This window comes from Methyloversatilis universalis FAM5, from assembly GCF_000214035.2.
Lineage (GTDB): Bacteria > Pseudomonadota > Gammaproteobacteria > Burkholderiales > Rhodocyclaceae > Methyloversatilis > Methyloversatilis universalis.
Window position 1 is genome coordinate 53,722 of record NZ_AFHG01000042.1, and the last position, 16,474, is coordinate 70,195.

Consider the following 16,474-nt stretch of genomic DNA (forward strand, 5'->3'; position numbering starts at 1 on the left):
CGCATTCCTGCACGCTGTGCGCAGGCACTCCCGCCGCGTTTCCCGCCGTGCGGTTCTCGGGTGTCCTTTTTCCGGAGAACACATGCGAGGTCGCCTCCTTCGCGGTCGCGTCATTGCGGCCGCACTGCTGTTCACGTCCTTCATCCAGCCGGTCCATGCCGACGCACAGAACAGCGAAACGCTGGTCATCAACGGCTGCCCGATCTGGCCCTACACCCGCTGTCCCGGTGCAGACCTGCGCCACGCCGATCTGTCGGCCCGGGATCTGGCCGGCGCCGACTTCACCGGTGCGAACATGGTCAGGGCAGATCTGAGGTCAGCAAACCTCGCGGGCGCCATCCTCGACCGTGCCGACCTGACCGCCGCACAGATGCAGAAGATCAGCATGCCGGCCTCCAGTCTGAAAGGTGCGCAGCTGCGTGCCGCGAACATGGAGTTCGCCCGCATGTTTCGCGCTGACTTCAGCTACGCCGACCTGACCGCCGCCAATCTGGAGGCCGCGCGGCCGATGTTCGCCCGCTTCCACTACGCACGCCTGATCGACGCCAACCTGCAGGAAACCAAGTTCGGCAGCGCCGATTTCCGGCACGCCATCATGGACGGCTGCCTCACCCGCTACACCGTGTTTCTCGATGCCAACTTCGACGAGTGCAAGGGCTGCCCGGTCGGATGGTGACCCGTACAGGAGAACAACAGATGCGCGTACTGCAGAAAAGACTGCTTGGCTTCATCGCGATGGCGCTGATGGGCACGTCGCCGAGCTGGGCCGGCGACCCCTCCATGGAAGCGCCGCCGCCGAAAACCGATGTATCCGGTCTGCCCGCGATTGCGGAAGGCTGGGCCGAAACCAACCCGTATCGCGGCAAGGCCACGGTGGTGACCACCGGGCGTGCGCTGTACAACGAGTCGTGCGCGGTCTGCCACGGCGCTGACCTGAATCACCGTAATCAGGTCGGCCCCAACCTTCTGCGGCTGGAGCGCGGCTGTCAGAAGGTCGAGGATGCGGCGCTGCACCAGCGCTGCCTGTCCGACGTCGATCACTATTTCGTGAAATCGGTGCGGCGTGGCAAGCGGGTGCTGGACGTTCAGCACATGCCACCCTGGGACGGCGTGCTGTCGCCCCCGGCAGTCTGGGCCATCCGTACCTTCATCGAATCGCGGATAGAGGAACAGGCCAAGGCAAGAGTGAGCGCGGTGAAAGCCGCCCCGTGAACGAAAAAAAGCCGGCTGTGACAGCCGGCTTTTTTCTGCGCGTCGGCTCAGATCTGGAAGGTGCGCAGGCTCGCTTCCAGTTCGCGGGCCGACGCCGCAACCGCTTCGCCCTGGGATGCGGTCTGCGCCACACCACGCGCATTGTCCTCGGACAGCGCCGACAGTTCGCCGGCATTGCGCAGGATGGCGTGCGCCGTCGTGTCCTGCTCGCGCATGCTGGTGGCGACCTCGCCGGACTTGTGCGCCAGTTCATCCATGCGGTTCAGGATGGATTCGAAGGTGTCCACCGCGCCGCGCGACGTCGTGACCGCCCCGCTCACCCGCTGGCTGGCCTGCCCCACGCGTTCGACGGTTTCCTGCGCATCGTGACGGATCTTGGCCACGATCTGTTCGATATCGGCAGTCGAGCCCTGGGTACGCTGCGCCAGCTTGCGCACCTCGTCCGCCACCACCGCGAAGCCGCGGCCCTGCTCACCGGCCCGTGCTGCCTCGATCGCGGCATTCAGTGCCAGCAGATTGGTCTGGTCGGAAATGTCCTTCACCACATCGTTGATCTTGGCGATCTCCTCCGAATCCTTGACCAGGCGTTCGATCACCTGCAGCGATTCCTCCATCTCCCTGGCGATGCGGCTGACGCCCTCCATCGACACTTCGAGATCGGTCTTGCCACTGCGCGTGCTGTCGCCGGCGTCGCGCACGATGCCGTCCATGTCCGCGGACAGATCCGCCACCTGACGCGCCGATGCCGTCATTTCCTCCATCGCCTCAGCGACGGTACGGATGCGGTCCGCCTGCTGCGAACCGGTTTCGTTGGCGCTGGTGGTCAATCGCGACAGTTCCTCGGCCGACGCGGTGAGTGTCGATGACAGCACGGTCATCTTTTCGATCAGCTTGCGGAAGGATTTGCAGGCCTGGTTGTACTCGTAGCCCAGCCAGGCGAAATCGTCCTTGCCGGACAGGCTGAGCTTGTGATTCAGCTTGCCTTCGGCAAGACTGTGCATCGCATTGACCAGCAGTTCCGCGCGCTGGCCGAAACCGCGGCCGAACCATACTCCGACGCCCACGATCACCGCAGCACATACGCTGCCGGCCGCGAGCACGCCCCAGATGCCCGGGAGCAGCACCTCCTGCGCACCGAACACGGCCACGCACATGACCGAGGCGAAAATCGAATGAAAAAGAAAGGCCTTGCGGATGCTGAGCATGTTTTTCATGTCTCCGTTCCTTGTCGTTCTGGGTGGGCTCAGGTCGAACGGCTCTTTGATTTTGTGACGCCCATGCCGTCGATCTCCTCAGGCCTCTCTAACGGTCGTTCACATCGCGGACTTGAGACGCCGCCATGAAAAAAGGCCGCACGGAAACCCATGCGGCCTTGTGCGACGCAGCAGACTGTGGCGGGGCTCAGTTGATCATGCCCAGCATGCGCGGCAGCCACAGGGACAGCGGAGGCCAGTAGGTCACCACCACCAGGAAGCCCAGCATGGACAGCAGCCACGGCCACACCGCCACCGTCAGCTCGGTGATGCCCATCTTGGTGATGCCGGACGCCACGTAGAGGTTCAGCCCCACCGGCGGATGGCACATGCCGACCTCCATATTGACCACCATCATGATGCCGAAGTGCACCGGATCGATGCCCAGCTTCACCGCCACCGGAAACAGGATGGGCGCGAAGATGAGCACGATGGACGAAGGCTCCATCACGTTGCCGGCCAGCAGCAGGATGACGTTCACCGCCAGCAGGAAGGCGATCGGACCGAGGCCCTGACCCAGCATCCACTCGGCCAGCGCCTGCGGAATGTTCTCGTTGGTCATGATGAAGCTGAACAGCACCGCGTTGGTGATGATGTACAGCAGCATCGCGCTCATGTTGGCCGAGTTCAGAAGCACCCGGGGCACGTCGCGCAGACTCATGTCGCGATACACGAACACTGCGACGATGAAGGCATAGACCGCGCTCATGGCCGCCGCCTCGGTCGGCGTGAAGATGCCGGTGTAGATGCCGCCCATCACCACCACGATCAGCAGCAGGCCCCAGACCGAATCACGGAAAGCCTTCAGGCGCTGGGCGGCAGACGCCTTGGGCTGGCGCGGATAGTCGAACCTGCGCGCGCGGTACCAGGTGACGAAGCCGAGCACGCCGGCCAGCGCCAGACCCGGCACGACACCGGCCATGAACAGCGCACCTACCGAGGTATTGGTCGCCACCGAATACATCACCATCACGATGGACGGCGGAATCAGGATGCCCAGCGCGCCCGAGGTCGAAATGACGCCGGCACCAAAGCGGTTCGGGAAACCTGCCTTCACCATGGCCGGCAGCAGGATGGAGCCGATGGCCACCACGGTCGCCGGGCTGGAACCTGACACCGCGGCGAACAGCGCACAGGCCAGCACGCCGGCCAGACCCAGACCGCCGTACCAGTGTCCGACCAGTGACGTGGCGAAATTGATCATCCGTTTCGCCACCCCGCCGTGGGTCAGGAAGTTGCCGGCCAGGATGAAGAACGGAATCGCCATGATTTCGAACTTCTCGATGCCGGTAAACAGCTTGAGTGCCACCGATTCCAGCGGCACCTGGGTCATCGTGAACAGAAAGGTGAGCACCGTCAGGCCGAGCGAGATCGAGATCGGCATGCCGGTCAGCATCAGCACGAACAGCAGCGTGAAAATGATCAGGGCGTTCATGCGCGCGCCTCCTTCGACTCGGTGACTTCGTCCAGACCATCGACATGGCCGTGGTCGTGGTGCGGCAGTTCACCGGTACGGATGAAGCCCAGCGTGACCTGCAGGAAGCGGAAGCACATCAGGTAGGAACCGAAGGGAATCGCCGAATAGACGATCCAGGTCGGCCACTCCAGGTCGGGCGTGGTCGGCCCTTCCGGAATGTCGGTCAGGTCGCGGCCGAGCCAGGAGAACACCGCGTGGTGCGCGCCGTTCTCCCAGACGAAGGAGGCGCCCAGCGTGCCGACGGTGGCGGTGAACAGTGCGCCGGCAAGCAGGCCGAACACCACGAACTTCGCACGGTTCTTCGGCTGCAGCCGGTTGATCAGCACATCGACGCCGACGTGGATGCCGGTACGCACGCCGTAGGCCGCACCGAACTTGGCCATCCATACGAACATGATGATGGTCAGTTCCTGCGCCCAGCTCAGGTTGATCGACAGCAGCCAGTCCTGCAGGCCGGGAATCGCGTAGCCGGCGAGATAGCGGTGCACCACGGCGACGAACACGATGAGCGTCGCCGCACCGATGAGAGCGGTGATGAGCCACTCCTCGAGGTGATCGAGAAATTTCATGGAAAGCCTCCGGACGGAGAGAGGTGGCGGCGGCCTGAACGGCCGCCGCGGCAGGCGGTGTTACAGCTTGGTGGGGTCGAACGCGGTTTCCTTGTAGATGTCGCGCAGGATCTGTTCACCGATCCGGCTTTCCATCTTCTTGTGCACCGGCACCAGCGCACGCTTGAAGGCCATGCGCTCGTCCGGGGTCGGCACGTAGATCTGGGTCTTGCCGCTCTTGCGGATGCCTTCCAGCGACGCGTCGTTCTCTTCCTTCGCGATCTTGTTCGCGTAGGCGGTGGATTCCTTCATCGCGGTGTCCAGCTGGCCGCGCACATCGGCCGGCAGGCCGTCCCAGAACTTCTTGTTCACGATCACCGCATAGCCGAGGTAGCCGTGGTCGGTCACCGTCATGTACTTCTGCACCTCGTGCATCTTCTGCGTGTACATGTTCGAGTGCGGGTTCTCGGTGCCATCCACCACGCCGGTCTGCAGCGCCTGGTAGGCCTCGGAGAAGGCCATCACCTGGGGCAGCGCGCCCAGCGCACGGATTTCCTCTTCCAGCACCTTGGACGACTGGATGCGAAGCTTCTTGCCCTTCAGGTCGGCCGGTGTCCTGATCGGGGTGTTGGCCGAGAAGGACTTGAAGCCGTTGTCCCAGAAAGCCAGACCGACGATGCCCTTGGGCTCCAGCTTCTTCAGGATGGACGCGCCGATCGGGCCCTGGGTCACGCGGTGCAGCTCTTCGTAGTTGTCGAAGATGAAGGGCAGGTCGAACACCTCGAATTCCTTCACGCCCAGCGGACCGAACTTGGCCAGCGACGGCGCCAGCATCTGCACCGCGCCGAGCTGCAGCGCCTCCATCTCTTCCTTGTCCTTGTACAGCTGGCTGTTCGGGTACACCTCAACCTTCACCTTGCCGCCGGTCAGCTCTTCCGCGCGCTTCTTGAAGTACTCCGCGGCCTTGCCCTTGGGTGTTTCCACCGCCACCACGTGGCTGAACTTGATCACGATCGGTTGCTGGGCCATGGCCAGCGGCGTCAGGCCCAGCGTCAGCAGGCCGAACAGCAGGGAATGCAGTTTCATGGTGTCTCCTCGTTATGGAAGGCCACACGGCGCGGACGGCCGGTGTGATGATCGGATTCTGGTAGTCCCGCCGGTCCGGGACCATTGTGGATATCCGCAACCGGCCGCCGCCTGTGGAAAACCGAAATACGCCCCCTGCCCGGCCCACTTATGATGGGCAGCTCAGCCCCTGGTCCGCCATGAATACCGTCCCGACCCTCACGCCTCCGCTGCACGCCCCCGCTTCCGGCCCCGGCTGGTACTGGATCGTGCCGCGGGTGGCGGTCGCCCTGTTTCTGGTCGCCATCGGTGCGCTGGTGTGGTGGCTGCACCGCAACGATCTGGACGAGCAGCGCGCCACGCTGATCAACGACGTGCTGTGGATGGAACAGGACCTGCGTTTCCATCTCGACCGCAACGCGGAACAGATGGCGCAGATCGGGCGTGACGCCGGCGACCGCCGGCTCGACCCGCAGGTGCTCGACGCCCGTCTGCGCAGCCTGATCGCCAACGGGCACGGCCTGCTGAAGATCGACACGCTGCACGCGACCGACCTGACGGACGGCGAGCTCTCCGGTCCGGCCCGCCTGTCCGGCAGCACCGGGCGGGCGGTCTACCTGCCGCCCGAACGGACCCCGGACGGCGACGTGCATTTCGACGTGCTGGTACCGCTGGGCGGCGATCTGGGCTGGATGCTGGGCCGTTACTCGATCGCGCAGATGCTGTCGCAGTCGGTGCCCTGGTGGTTCGCCGAACGCTACAAGCTGGACGTGATCGACAACACCGAAACCGTGCTGGCCAGCAAATCCAAGGTGGCCGCCGAACACGACGAACTGAACTACGCGCTCGCGTTCGACCCGCCGGGCCACGGCCTGCGTCTGAGGGTAACCGCCTACCGCAGCGACACGCGGCTGCTGCCTGCACTGCTCGTCGTCACCATCGTCGGCCTCGCGCTCACCATGCTGTGGAGTCTGTGGGCGCTGCGCCGGCATCTGGTGCGCCGGCTGGCTGCCGAACAGGCGCTGCGCGAGGAACACAGCTTCCGCACCGCGATGGAGGACTCGCTCATCATCGGCCTGCGCGCACGCGACCTCAGCGGCCGCATCACCCACGTGAATCCGGCTTTCTGCCGCATGGTGGGCTGGAGCGCGGAGGAGCTGATGGCGATGACCCCGCCCATGCCCTACTGGGCGCCGGAGGCCGCCGAGCACATCCGCGCGCTGCACGACGGCATCCTGGCCGGCGGCGCCATGTCGCACGGGGCGATGGAACTGAAGTTCGTCCGCCGCGACGGCCAGCGCTTCGACGTGCTCATTTCCGAAGCGCCGCTGATGGACGCCCGCGGCCGCCATGTCGGCTGGATGAGTTCGGTGCTCGACATCACTGAACGCAAGCAGGCGGAAGAGCTGTACCGGCAGCAGCAGGAAAAGCTGCAGTTCACCGGCCGCCTGATCACCATGGGCGAAATGGCCTCGACGCTGGCGCACGAACTGAACCAGCCGCTGTCGGCCATCGCCAGCTACAGCACCGCCTGCCTGAACATGGTGGAACACGGCACCGGCACGCTGTCCGACCTGCAGGAGCCGCTGGCGAAAATGAGCTCGCAGGCGAAGCGGGCCGGCACCATCATCCGCCGGGTGCATGAATTCGTCCGCCGCTCCGAACCGAAGCGCATGCCCTGTTCGCTGAACGACGTGGTCGACGAGGCGCTCGGTCTGATCGAGGCCGATGCACGCAAGCGCGACATCCGCATATCCAGCTCGCTGGCCGGCGGCCTGCCCGACATCCACGCCGACCGGGTGATGATCGAACAGGTGCTGCTCAACCTGATCCGCAACGGCATGGACGCGATGGCAGGCTGCGCGCCGGAGCGCCGGCGCCTGCTGATACAGACCGGCGCCGACGCCGAAGGCGTGCAGGTGTCGGTGCGCGACAACGGCGGCGGCATTCCGCCGGAAGTGGCCGACAAGCTGTTCGCCCCCTTCTTCACCACCAAGCCGGACGGCATGGGCATGGGTCTCAACATCTGCCGCTCCATCGTCGAACTGCACCATGGCCGGCTGTGGTTCGAAGCGGCCGAGGGCGGCGGCACGGTATTCATCCTGAAACTGCCGGCAGGAGGTGCAGCGCCATGAGTGCATCGGAGAGCCAGATCTTCATCGTCGATGACGACGACGCCATCCGCGACGCGCTCGGCTGGCTGTTCCGCTCACGCGGTCATGCGGTGCGCACCTGGCCGTCGGCCGAGGCGCTGCTGGACAGCGGCGAAATCGCTCACTGCGGCTGTCTGGTGCTGGACATCCGGATGGACGGCATGAGCGGGCTGGAGCTGTTCGGCTGGCTGCGCGAGCACAGCCATACGCTGCCGGTCATCTTCCTGACCGGCCATGGCGACGTGCCGATGGCGGTCGACGCAATCAAGCAGGGCGCCTTCGATTTCGTCGAGAAGCCGTTCAACGACAACGAACTGGTGGACCGCGCGCTGGCCGCGCTGGCCATGCACCGGCAGCAGGTGTCCAAGCGCGCCGCGCTGCAGGCCATCGAGGAACGCGTTGCCCAGCTCACCCAGCGCGAGATCGAAGTGATGGAGCGGGTGCTGGCCGGCCAGATGAACAAGGTGATCGCCAGCGATCTGGGCGTCACCATGCGCACCGTTGAGGTTCACCGTGCGCGCATCTTCGAGAAAATGGGCGTGCGCTCTGCGGTCGAACTGGCCCAGGTGCTGGCGACGCGGAAGTAACTGCTGCTCGGGCGGCTCGATCGCCCCGTCGGCCTGAACCTGCGGATGCTAGAGCCCGGCCGCCTCGTCCAGTACGGCGTCAGCACCGCTGCACACCATGTGTGCCAGCCCGCCGCATTCGCTCAGCACGTGATCGGCGTAGAAACGCGCCGACACCATTTTCGCGCGCAGGAAATCCGTATCGCCGTCGCCGGCCGCCAGCCTGTGCTGCGCGAGCAGCGCGCCGCGCGCCAGCTGCCAGCCGCCGGCCGCACGGCCGAACAGCATGAGCAGTGGCACCGCGCCGGCGAGCACCGCGCGCAGATCGCTGCGCCAGTGGGCCAGCACGAAATCGATGCCGCGTTCCAGCGCCTGCGTCGCGTCGTCCAGACCGACGGCGATCGCCTCCAGCCCGGCTGCGCGCAGATCCGCCACCGTTTGACGCATGTCAGCCAGCACCGCACGCGCGGCTTCGCCGCCATCGCGGGCGATCTTGCGGCCGACCAGATCGTTCGCCTGTATGCCGGTCGTGCCTTCGTAAATGTTGGTGATGCGTGCATCGCGCAGATACTGCGCGGCACCGGTTTCCTCGACATAGCCCATGCCGCCGTGCACCTGCACGCCCAGCGAGGCCACCTCGTTCGCGGTTTCGGTGCTCCAGCCCTTGACCAGCGGAATCATCAGTTCGACAAAGGCCTGGGCGCGGGCGCGCTCCGCCTCGTCCGGATGCCGTGCGGCGCGGTCGCGCGCCGCCGCGGTCACCGCCGCCAGCGCACGCATCGCCTCGACCTGCGACTTCATGCGCATGAGCATGCGGCGCACATCCGGGTGGCGGACGATGGGCACGCTGCCACCGCCCTTTGCACCGGCCTCGCCGCCCTGCCGGCGCTCGTGCGCATAGGCTCGGGCATGCTGGAAGGCGCGTTCGGCCACCGCAAGGCCCTGCAGACCCACCGCGTAGCGCGCGGCGTTCATCATGATGAACATGTACTCGATGCCGCGGTGCTCTTCGCCGCACAGCCAGCCGGTGGCGCCACCGGCATCGCCGAAGGCCATCACGCAGGTCGGGCTGGCGTGTATGCCCAGCTTGTGTTCCAGCGACACGCAGCGCAGGTCGTTGCGCGCGCCCGGATTGCCGTCGGCGTCCGGAATGAACTTGGGCACGATGAACAGCGAAATGCCCTTCACCCCCTCCGGGGCGCCCGGCGTACGGGCCAGCACCAGATGCACGATGTTGGACGCCAGTTCGTGCTCGCCGAAGGTGATGAAAATCTTCTGGCCGAACACCCGGTAACTGCCGTCCGGCTGCAGTTCGGCGCGCGTGCGCACCGCCGCCAGGTCGGACCCGGCCTGCGGCTCGGTCAGATTCATGGTGCCGGTCCATTCGCCGCTCACCATGCGCTCGAGATAGAGCGCCTTCTGTTCGTCGGAGCCGCACAGCGCCAGCGCCTCGATGGCGCCCGCGGTCAGCAGCGGGCACAGCGAGAACGCCATGTTGGCGCCCATCACCATTTCCTGGATCTGCGCCACCGCCAGATGCGGCATGCCGGCGCCACCGTGCGCCGGATCGCAGCCCATGCCGTTCCAGCCGTTGTCGGCCCAGGCCCGATAGGCCGCGGCAAAACCTTCCGGCATGACAACCCGGCCCTCCTCGTCCAGTCGCGCGCCGGTGCGGTCACCCACCCGGTTGATCGGCGACAGCACCTCGCCGGTGAAGCGCGCCGCTTCTTCCAGCACGGCGTCGATCACGTCCGGGCTCGCATCTTCATAGCCGGGCAAGGCGGCCACTTCAGCGAGACCGGCCAGGTCCAGCGCAAAGCGCATGTCCTGCAGCGGTGCGGCGTATTCGCTCATGAACGTCTCCTCCTCGGGCTCTGGCGGCCCCTGGTGTCAACAGCATGCGGCCGTGACGGCACGACCGGACGGTCGCGGACGCCGGCGGCTGCGACGCAGGGACGGGCAGCCGGTGAGCCGCCCGTCCGCAGGCGTGTCAGCCCAGTTCCTTGACCAGCGCCGGCACCAGTTCGAACAGGTCACCGACCAGACCGTAATCGGCCACCTGGAAGATGGCGGCTTCCGGATCCTTGTTGATCGCGACGATCACCTTGGAATCCTTCATGCCCGCCAGATGCTGGATGGCGCCGGACACGCCGATCGCGATATAGAGATCCGGCGCGACGATCTTGCCGGTCTGACCGACCTGGGCGTCGTTCGGCGCGTAGCCGGAATCGACCGCCGCACGGCTGGCACCCAGCGCCGCACCCAGCCGGTCGGCCAGCGGCTCGAGCACGCTGGCGTAGGCTTCGGCGCTGCCGAGCGCGCGGCCACCGGTCACCACCACGCGGGCATTGCCCAGTTCCGGGCGGGCCGAGGTCGACAGTTCCTGCGACACGAAGGCCGACAGCAGGCTGGCGGCCGGTGCGGCCAGCGCCTCGACCGGCGCGCTGCCGCCGGTGGCGGCCACCGGGTCGAAGGCGGTGGCGCGTACCGTCACCACCTTGACCGGATCGGCGCTCTGCACCGTGGCCAGCGCATTGCCGGCATAGATCGGGCGCACGAAGGTGTCGGCCGACACCACCTCGACGATGTCCGACACCTGGGCCACGTCCAGCGTCGCCGCGACGCGCGGCATGAAGTTCTTGCCGAAGCTGCCGGCCGGCGCCAGCACGTGGCTGTGACCGGCGGCCGCAGCCAGCGTGACCGCGGCCAGATCTTCCGCGGTCGGGTGGGCCAGATGGGCGGCGTCGGCGCTCAGCACCTTGGCGACGCCCGGCACCGCGGCAGCGGCTGCAGCGGCGCCGGCGCAGCCGCTGCCGGCCACCAGCACCGTGATGTCGCCGCCGATCTTCGCCGCGGCAGCCAGGGTATTCAACGTGGCCGGACGCAGGCCGGCGTTGTCGTGTTCTGCAATGACCAGAATGCTCATGTCGGTTTCCTCAGCGCAGCACTTTGGCTTCGTCGCGCAGCTTCGCGACCAGTTCGGCCACCGAAGCCACCTTCACACCGGCCTGGCGCTTCGGCGGCTCGGCCACCTTCAGCGTCTTCAGGCGCGGGGTGACGTCGACGCCCAGCTCGTCCGGCGTCACCGTATCCAGCGGCTTCTTCTTCGCCTTCATGATGTTGGGCAGGCTGGCGAAACGCGGTTCGTTCAGGCGCAGGTCGGTGGTGATCACCGCCGGCAGCGCCACGCTCACGGTTTCCAGACCGCCGTCGATTTCACGGGTCACCGACGCGCGGCCATCGGCCACGCTCACTTTCGACGCGAAGGCCGCCTGGCCCCAGCCCAGCAGCGCAGCCAGCATCTGGCCGGTCTGATTGGCATCGTCATCGATCGCCTGCTTGCCGCAGATCACCAGCTGCGGCTGTTCGCGGCCCGCCACCGCCTTCAGCAGCTTGGCCACGGCCAGCGGCTGCAGTTCGGCGTCGGTATTCACGTGAATCGCGCGGTCGGCGCCCAGCGCCATCGCGGTACGCAGCGTATCGACGCAGCCGGCCACGCCGGCGGACACCACCACCACCTCGGTCGCGACACCGGCTTCCTTCAGGCGCACCGCCTCTTCCACCGCGATTTCGTCGAAGGGGTTCATCGACATCTTCACGTTCGCGGTTTCCACGCCGCTGCCGTCGGCCGCCACGCGGATCTTCACGTTGTAATCGATCACCCGCTTGACCGGGACCAGAATCTTCATGCCTGCGCCTCCTGCGCTCTGCTGCACTGCGTTGATGATGAAGACGGATGGTAAGGCGAACGGCCGCCGGCCGCATCGCGCACGCTGTCCGCGCATCCGTGTAGATGATCCATACGGATGCGTATGCATGAACCATACGCTACCGTATGCCCAATTGAGCCGTCAACCGTCCGCACCGGAATACCGCCATGTCCGAAACACCTTCCGTCCCCCGCCCGCAGACCGGCCGTGAAACCTGGGTTCGCGCCGCCATGCAGACCCTGGCCGACGCCGGGCTCGATGGCGTGAAGGTGGAAACGCTGGCCCGCGAGCTGGGCGTAACCAAGGGCAGCTTCTACTGGCACTTCAAGGACAGGCGCGCCCTGCTCGATGCCATGCTCGAAAGCTGGCGCGACGGCCGCATCGAGGACATCCGCAGCCGCACCCGGGCCGAGCCCGGCCAGGAAATCGCCCAGCTGCAGCAGCTGATCGACACCTACAGCCTGGTGCGCAACCGGCGCGGCATGCAGGTGGAACTGGCGGTGCGCGACTGGGCGCGCCATGACCCGGCCGCCCGTGCCACGCTGGATGAGGTAGACACGGTAAGGCTGGAATGTTCGGCCGCACTGTTCCGGGCCGCCGGCCGCAGCGCCGAAGAAGCCTCCAGCCGCAGCCTGCTGCTGTACGCCTACGTGTTCGGCCTCGGCATGATGGACAGCGCGCGCGACACGCCGCGACCGGCGGACACGCGTGCCTTCATCGCCAACCTGATCACGGGCGGCTGACACTTTGCAAAACAATGCCGCGCGGCTGTCATGGCCGGCACGCGATAATTGATGCATTGCCGCATCCGTGCGGGCCTCCAACAGAACAGAACGCAGAAAGGAAAACCGATGTCCTTCCCGGCACCCGAAATCTTCAAGGCCTACGACATCCGCGGCATCGTGGACAGGACGCTGACCGCCGACGCGGTGCGCGCCATCGGCCACGCGCTCGGCTCCGAGGCGGTGAAGCGCGGCCAGCGCACGATCGCAGTCGGCCGCGACGGCCGGCTGTCCGGCCCGGAACTGGCCGGTGCACTGGCCGAAGGCATCAACGCCGCGGGCGTAGACGTGCTGGACATCGGCTGCGTGCCGACCCCGCTGTCCTACTTCGCCGCCTTCGACCTCGGCACCGACAGCGCGGTCAGCGTGACCGGCAGCCACAATCCGCCGGACTACAACGGCCTGAAAATGGTGCTGGGCGGCCAGACGCTGTACGGCGACATGATCCAGGACCTGCGCCGCCGCATCATCGAGAACGATCTGGTGCACGGCCTCGGGACGACCCGTCAGGCCGACGTGCGCGACGCCTACATCACCCGCGTTACCGGCGATGTGAAGCTCAAGCGCCGGATGAAGGTGGTGATCGACTGCGGCAATGGCGTGGCCGGCGACATCGCTCCGCGCCTGTTCGAGGCGATGGGCTGCGAGGTGGTGCCGCTGTTCTGCGAGGTGGATGGCAATTTCCCGAATCACCATCCGGACCCGTCCAAGCCGGAAAACCTGGAAGACGTGATCCGCGTGCTGGCCGCCGGTGACGCCGAGATCGGCCTCGCTTTCGACGGCGACGGCGACCGCCTCGGTGTGGTCACCCGCGACGGCGAAATCATCTATCCCGACCGCCAGCTCATGCTGTTCGCCGCCGACGTGCTGTCGCGCCAGCCCGGCGCGCAGATCGTCTATGACGTCAAATGCACCCGTCTGCTGGCGCCGTGGATCCGCGAACACGGTGGCGAGCCGGTCATGTGGAACACCGGCCACGCGCTGATCAAGGCCAAGCTGAAGCAGAGCGGGGCCGCGCTGGCCGGCGAAATGAGCGGCCACATGTTCTTCAAGGAGCGCTGGTTCGGCTTCGACGACGGCCTGTACGCCGGCGCCCGCCTGCTGGAAATCCTGTCCGCCTCGGCGGACGCCAACGCGGTGCTGAAGGCGCTGCCGACCGCCACCTCCACGCCCGAGCTGAACCTGAAGATGAACGAGGGCGAGCCGCACGCGCTGATCGCAGAAATGCAGAAGTCGGCGGTGTTCGACGGCGCCCGCGACATCATCAAGATCGACGGCCTGCGGGTCGAGTACGCCGACGGCTTCGGCCTGATGCGGGCATCGAACACCACCCCGGTGGTCGTGCTCCGCTTTGAGGCGGACAACGAAGCCGCGCTGGCGCGCATCCAGGCGGATTTCCGCCGCGTGCTGCTGGGCGCCCGGCCGGCACTTGCGCTGCCGTTCTGAGGCGTGCCGCCGGCGGTCAGGCGGATCGGGCAGACCACCTGACCGGCGGGAAAATGACAAAGTGAAAAATATTCACACTCGCCCCTAAATGTGGCGGCGGGCATGCCGACAACAGGTTCATGCTCACTGCCGCCACCAACAACATCTATGTCGGTCGACAGCCCATTCTGGATCGCTCCAGTGCGCTGTACGCCTACGAACTGCTGTTCCGTTCGGGCCACGTCGGGCAGGCGGACTTCCACTGCAACATCAGCGCCACGGCGCGCGTAATCACCTCGGTCTTCAACGAGCTGGGGCTGGAACGTTCACTCGGCAATGCACTGGGCTTCATCAACGTCAGCGAAGAGATGCTGATGTCCGAAGCGATCGAGCTGCTGCCGGCGGACAAGATCGTGATCGAGCTGCTCGAAACCGTGCCGCCCACGCCCGAAGTCATCGCCCGTTCGCGCGAACTGGTGCGCAAGGGCTTCCGGCTGGCGCTGGACGACGTGCTCGAACTGGACGAGCGCTTCCTGCCGCTGATCCGCATCGCCTCCTTCATCAAGATCGACCTGATGGGCGTACCGTCCGACGCGCTGGCCGATCTGGTCGAACGCTTCCGTCCCTTCGAAGCCCGGCTGCTGGCGGAAAAGGTGGACAGCGCCGAACAGGCCGCCTACTGCCACCAGCTCGGCTTCAGCTTCTTCCAGGGCTATTACTTCGCCCGCCCCAGCGTGCTCAGTACGCGCACGCTCACCGCCAGCGAAACCACGCTGCTGCGGCTGCTCGGCATGGTCATGAGCGACGCCGACACCAGCGAGATGGAACCGCTGATCAAGCAGGAACCGGCACTGCTGGTGAACCTGATGCGCATCACCAATTCGGTGGGCTCGGGCAGCAACCGCCAGATCTCGACCGTGCGCGAGGCGATCACCCTGCTCGGCCGGCGCCAGCTGCAGCGCTGGCTGCAGCTGCTGCTGTTCTGTTCGCAGGACGGCGGCGACAGCAACAAGCCGTTGCTGAACATGGTGGCCACCCGCGCCCGCACGATGGAGCTTCTGGCCGAGCGCTGCGACAGCAGCGACTGCGACCCGGACGGCGCCTTCCTGACCGGCATCCTGTCGCTGCTGCCCTCGCTGCTCGGCGTCGAGATGGACGAAGTACTGCGCACGCTCGCGGTCGATGATCACATCCGCGGCGCGCTGATCGAAAGCAGCGGCTCCATGGGCACCCTGCTCACGCTGCTGCGCCACTGGGAAGAGGACGCGCTGAGCGACTACGCGCAGGCGCTGGATGCGCTGCAGCCGCTGACCGTCGAGGATTTCAATCTGGCCGTTTCCGAAGCCATGAGCTGGGCCGCCGATCTCGGCGCCGGCTGACTCGCCGCTTCACCCCGGACACCTTTCATGCAACCGCCCCCCGCCAACGCCATCGAACGTCTGTTTGCCGCCGCCGGCCAGCTGCCTACCATCCCCCGCGTGGTGCAGAAGCTGATCGAAACGCTGCGCGACGAAGACGCCAACCTGCAGCCGCTGATCGCCGACATCCGCACCGACCCGACCATTTCCGCCCGCGTGCTGCGTCTGGCCAATTCCGGCTTCTACGGCACCCGGCGCAGCGTCGGTTCGATCGATGAGGCGGTGACGCTGATCGGCACCCGCGCGGTGCGCACCCTGGTCATTTCGGCCGGCATCAGCGGCAGCTTTCCGAAGGTGCCGGGCGTGGACCTGCAGGTCTTCTGGCGGCACGCCATGCTCACCGCCAACGTCGCCGCCACGCTGGCGAAACGCGCGGGCATGAATGCCGAATACGCCTACAGCGCCGGCCTGATGCACCGGGTCGGCCAGCTCATGATCCACATCGCGTTTCCGCGCATCGCCGACGAAATCGCCCGCGACTGCCAGGACCTCAGCGTCGGCGAACGTGCCGCGACCGAACTGGCCAAGCTGCACACCACGCACTGCGAGGTGGGCGCAGAACTGGCCATGCGCTGGAATTTTCCGGACGATATCGCGCAGGCGCTGCAGCATTACTCGCAGCCGCAGGCAGGCGCGGAAGACGCGCTGGCACGGCTGACGCATCTGGCCGCGCGCATCGCCTTCGCCATCGGCGACGGCATTCCGGCGGCCGACATCGTGGGCTCGCTCGACGCCGGGCTGCTCGATGCCTGCGGTCTGAGCGGTGCGCCGCTGGTCGAGGACATCGCGCGCTGTGCGGAACAGGCAGCGAGCAGCGATCCGGGCATCTGAGTCCGCGCCGGGAAATGAAAAAGCCGCCTCATGG

At 66.4% G+C, this 16,474-nt stretch carries 15 protein-coding genes; 8 read left to right on the forward strand and 7 right to left on the reverse strand.

What is annotated here, in order from left to right; translation table 11 throughout:
- The first annotated feature begins 82 nt into the window (after nt 1–82).
- Nucleotides 83–676, forward strand: coding sequence for a pentapeptide repeat-containing protein (locus tag METUNV1_RS07420; protein ID WP_008060419.1), 594 nt, complete (start codon nt 83–85; stop codon nt 674–676).
- 20 nt (nt 677–696) lie between these two features.
- Complete coding sequence (locus tag METUNV1_RS07425; protein WP_008060420.1) at nt 697–1,212, forward strand: c-type cytochrome; 516 nt, start codon at nt 697–699, stop codon at nt 1,210–1,212.
- Between the two features lie 47 nt (nt 1,213–1,259).
- Here METUNV1_RS07425 and METUNV1_RS07430 read toward each other — a convergent pair whose 3' ends face one another.
- The 4 genes from METUNV1_RS07430 to METUNV1_RS07445 all read right to left on the reverse strand — a co-directional run bounded on the left by METUNV1_RS07430 (nt 1,260) and on the right by METUNV1_RS07445 (nt 5,576).
- Complete coding sequence (locus METUNV1_RS07430; protein ID WP_008060421.1) at nt 1,260–2,426, reverse strand: methyl-accepting chemotaxis protein; 1,167 nt, start codon at nt 2,424–2,426, stop codon at nt 1,260–1,262.
- Between the two features lie 187 nt (nt 2,427–2,613).
- Complete coding sequence (locus METUNV1_RS07435) at nt 2,614–3,900, reverse strand: TRAP transporter large permease (RefSeq protein ID WP_008060423.1); 1,287 nt, start codon at nt 3,898–3,900, stop codon at nt 2,614–2,616.
- Nucleotides 3,897–4,511 carry a TRAP transporter small permease gene (locus METUNV1_RS07440; RefSeq protein WP_008060425.1) on the reverse strand — a complete coding sequence of 205 codons (615 nt, stop codon included), beginning with the start codon at nt 4,509–4,511 and terminating at the stop codon, nt 3,897–3,899. Before METUNV1_RS07440 ends, METUNV1_RS07435 begins: the two co-directional genes overlap by 4 nt.
- Nucleotides 4,512–4,571: 60 nt before the next feature.
- A complete protein-coding gene (locus METUNV1_RS07445; protein ID WP_008060427.1) occupies nt 4,572–5,576 on the reverse strand; it encodes a TRAP transporter substrate-binding protein in 1,005 nt (334 codons plus the stop codon).
- A gap of 179 nt (nt 5,577–5,755) precedes the next feature.
- On the opposite strand from METUNV1_RS07445, the gene METUNV1_RS07450 reads away from it, so the two are divergent.
- Nucleotides 5,756–7,690 (forward strand): sensor histidine kinase, encoded by a 1,935-nt coding sequence (locus METUNV1_RS07450; protein WP_008060429.1) that lies wholly within the window; start codon nt 5,756–5,758, stop codon nt 7,688–7,690.
- A complete protein-coding gene (locus METUNV1_RS07455) occupies nt 7,687–8,295 on the forward strand; it encodes a response regulator transcription factor (protein ID WP_008060431.1) in 609 nt (202 codons plus the stop codon). Before METUNV1_RS07450 ends, METUNV1_RS07455 begins: the two co-directional genes overlap by 4 nt.
- A 48-nt stretch (nt 8,296–8,343) precedes the next feature.
- On the opposite strand, the gene METUNV1_RS07460 is transcribed toward METUNV1_RS07455, so the two are convergent.
- From METUNV1_RS07460 to METUNV1_RS07470, 3 genes are all read right to left on the reverse strand, one after another.
- Nucleotides 8,344–10,128, reverse strand: coding sequence for an acyl-CoA dehydrogenase (locus METUNV1_RS07460; protein ID WP_008060432.1), 1,785 nt, complete (start codon nt 10,126–10,128; stop codon nt 8,344–8,346).
- Nucleotides 10,129–10,264: 136 nt separating this feature from the next.
- Nucleotides 10,265–11,200 (reverse strand): FAD-binding protein, encoded by a 936-nt coding sequence (locus METUNV1_RS07465; RefSeq protein ID WP_008060434.1) that lies wholly within the window; start codon nt 11,198–11,200, stop codon nt 10,265–10,267.
- Nucleotides 11,201–11,210: 10 nt separating this feature from the next.
- Complete coding sequence (locus tag METUNV1_RS07470) at nt 11,211–11,963, reverse strand: electron transfer flavoprotein subunit beta/FixA family protein (protein ID WP_008060435.1); 753 nt, start codon at nt 11,961–11,963, stop codon at nt 11,211–11,213.
- Nucleotides 11,964–12,151: 188 nt separating this feature from the next.
- On the opposite strand from METUNV1_RS07470, the gene METUNV1_RS07475 reads away from it, so the two are divergent.
- From METUNV1_RS07475 to METUNV1_RS07490, 4 genes are all read left to right on the forward strand, one after another.
- The gene (locus tag METUNV1_RS07475; RefSeq protein WP_008060437.1) at nt 12,152–12,727 is read left to right on the forward strand and encodes a TetR/AcrR family transcriptional regulator; all 576 of its coding nucleotides are present in this window, start codon (nt 12,152–12,154) and stop codon (nt 12,725–12,727) included.
- A 108-nt stretch (nt 12,728–12,835) separates the two neighbouring features.
- The gene (locus METUNV1_RS07480) at nt 12,836–14,212 is read left to right on the forward strand and encodes a phosphomannomutase/phosphoglucomutase (protein WP_008060440.1); all 1,377 of its coding nucleotides are present in this window, start codon (nt 12,836–12,838) and stop codon (nt 14,210–14,212) included.
- A gap of 119 nt (nt 14,213–14,331) precedes the next feature.
- Nucleotides 14,332–15,570 (forward strand): EAL and HDOD domain-containing protein, encoded by a 1,239-nt coding sequence (locus METUNV1_RS07485; protein WP_008060441.1) that lies wholly within the window; start codon nt 14,332–14,334, stop codon nt 15,568–15,570.
- A 27-nt stretch (nt 15,571–15,597) separates the two neighbouring features.
- A complete protein-coding gene (locus METUNV1_RS07490; protein ID WP_008060443.1) occupies nt 15,598–16,440 on the forward strand; it encodes an HDOD domain-containing protein in 843 nt (280 codons plus the stop codon).
- The last annotated feature ends 34 nt before the right edge of the window (nt 16,441–16,474 follow it).

Bases quoted from the DNA above. Each gene is read 5' to 3' on its own strand.
- METUNV1_RS07420 (WP_008060419.1), top strand. From the start codon at position 83: ATGCGAGGTCGCCTCCTTCGCGGTCGCGTCATTGCGGCCGCACTGCTG.
- METUNV1_RS07425 (WP_008060420.1), top strand. From the start codon at position 697: ATGCGCGTACTGCAGAAAAGACTGCTTGGCTTCATCGCGATGGCGCTG.
- METUNV1_RS07430 (WP_008060421.1), bottom strand. From the start codon at position 2,426: ATGAAAAACATGCTCAGCATCCGCAAGGCCTTTCTTTTTCATTCGATT.
- METUNV1_RS07435 (WP_008060423.1), bottom strand. From the start codon at position 3,900: ATGAACGCCCTGATCATTTTCACGCTGCTGTTCGTGCTGATGCTGACC.
- METUNV1_RS07440 (WP_008060425.1), bottom strand. From the start codon at position 4,511: ATGAAATTTCTCGATCACCTCGAGGAGTGGCTCATCACCGCTCTCATC.
- METUNV1_RS07445 (WP_008060427.1), bottom strand. From the start codon at position 5,576: ATGAAACTGCATTCCCTGCTGTTCGGCCTGCTGACGCTGGGCCTGACG.
- METUNV1_RS07450 (WP_008060429.1), top strand. From the start codon at position 5,756: ATGAATACCGTCCCGACCCTCACGCCTCCGCTGCACGCCCCCGCTTCC.
- METUNV1_RS07455 (WP_008060431.1), top strand. From the start codon at position 7,687: ATGAGTGCATCGGAGAGCCAGATCTTCATCGTCGATGACGACGACGCC.
- METUNV1_RS07460 (WP_008060432.1), bottom strand. From the start codon at position 10,128: ATGAGCGAATACGCCGCACCGCTGCAGGACATGCGCTTTGCGCTGGAC.
- METUNV1_RS07465 (WP_008060434.1), bottom strand. From the start codon at position 11,200: ATGAGCATTCTGGTCATTGCAGAACACGACAACGCCGGCCTGCGTCCG.
- METUNV1_RS07470 (WP_008060435.1), bottom strand. From the start codon at position 11,963: ATGAAGATTCTGGTCCCGGTCAAGCGGGTGATCGATTACAACGTGAAG.
- METUNV1_RS07475 (WP_008060437.1), top strand. From the start codon at position 12,152: ATGTCCGAAACACCTTCCGTCCCCCGCCCGCAGACCGGCCGTGAAACC.
- METUNV1_RS07480 (WP_008060440.1), top strand. From the start codon at position 12,836: ATGTCCTTCCCGGCACCCGAAATCTTCAAGGCCTACGACATCCGCGGC.
- METUNV1_RS07485 (WP_008060441.1), top strand. From the start codon at position 14,332: ATGCTCACTGCCGCCACCAACAACATCTATGTCGGTCGACAGCCCATT.
- METUNV1_RS07490 (WP_008060443.1), top strand. From the start codon at position 15,598: ATGCAACCGCCCCCCGCCAACGCCATCGAACGTCTGTTTGCCGCCGCC.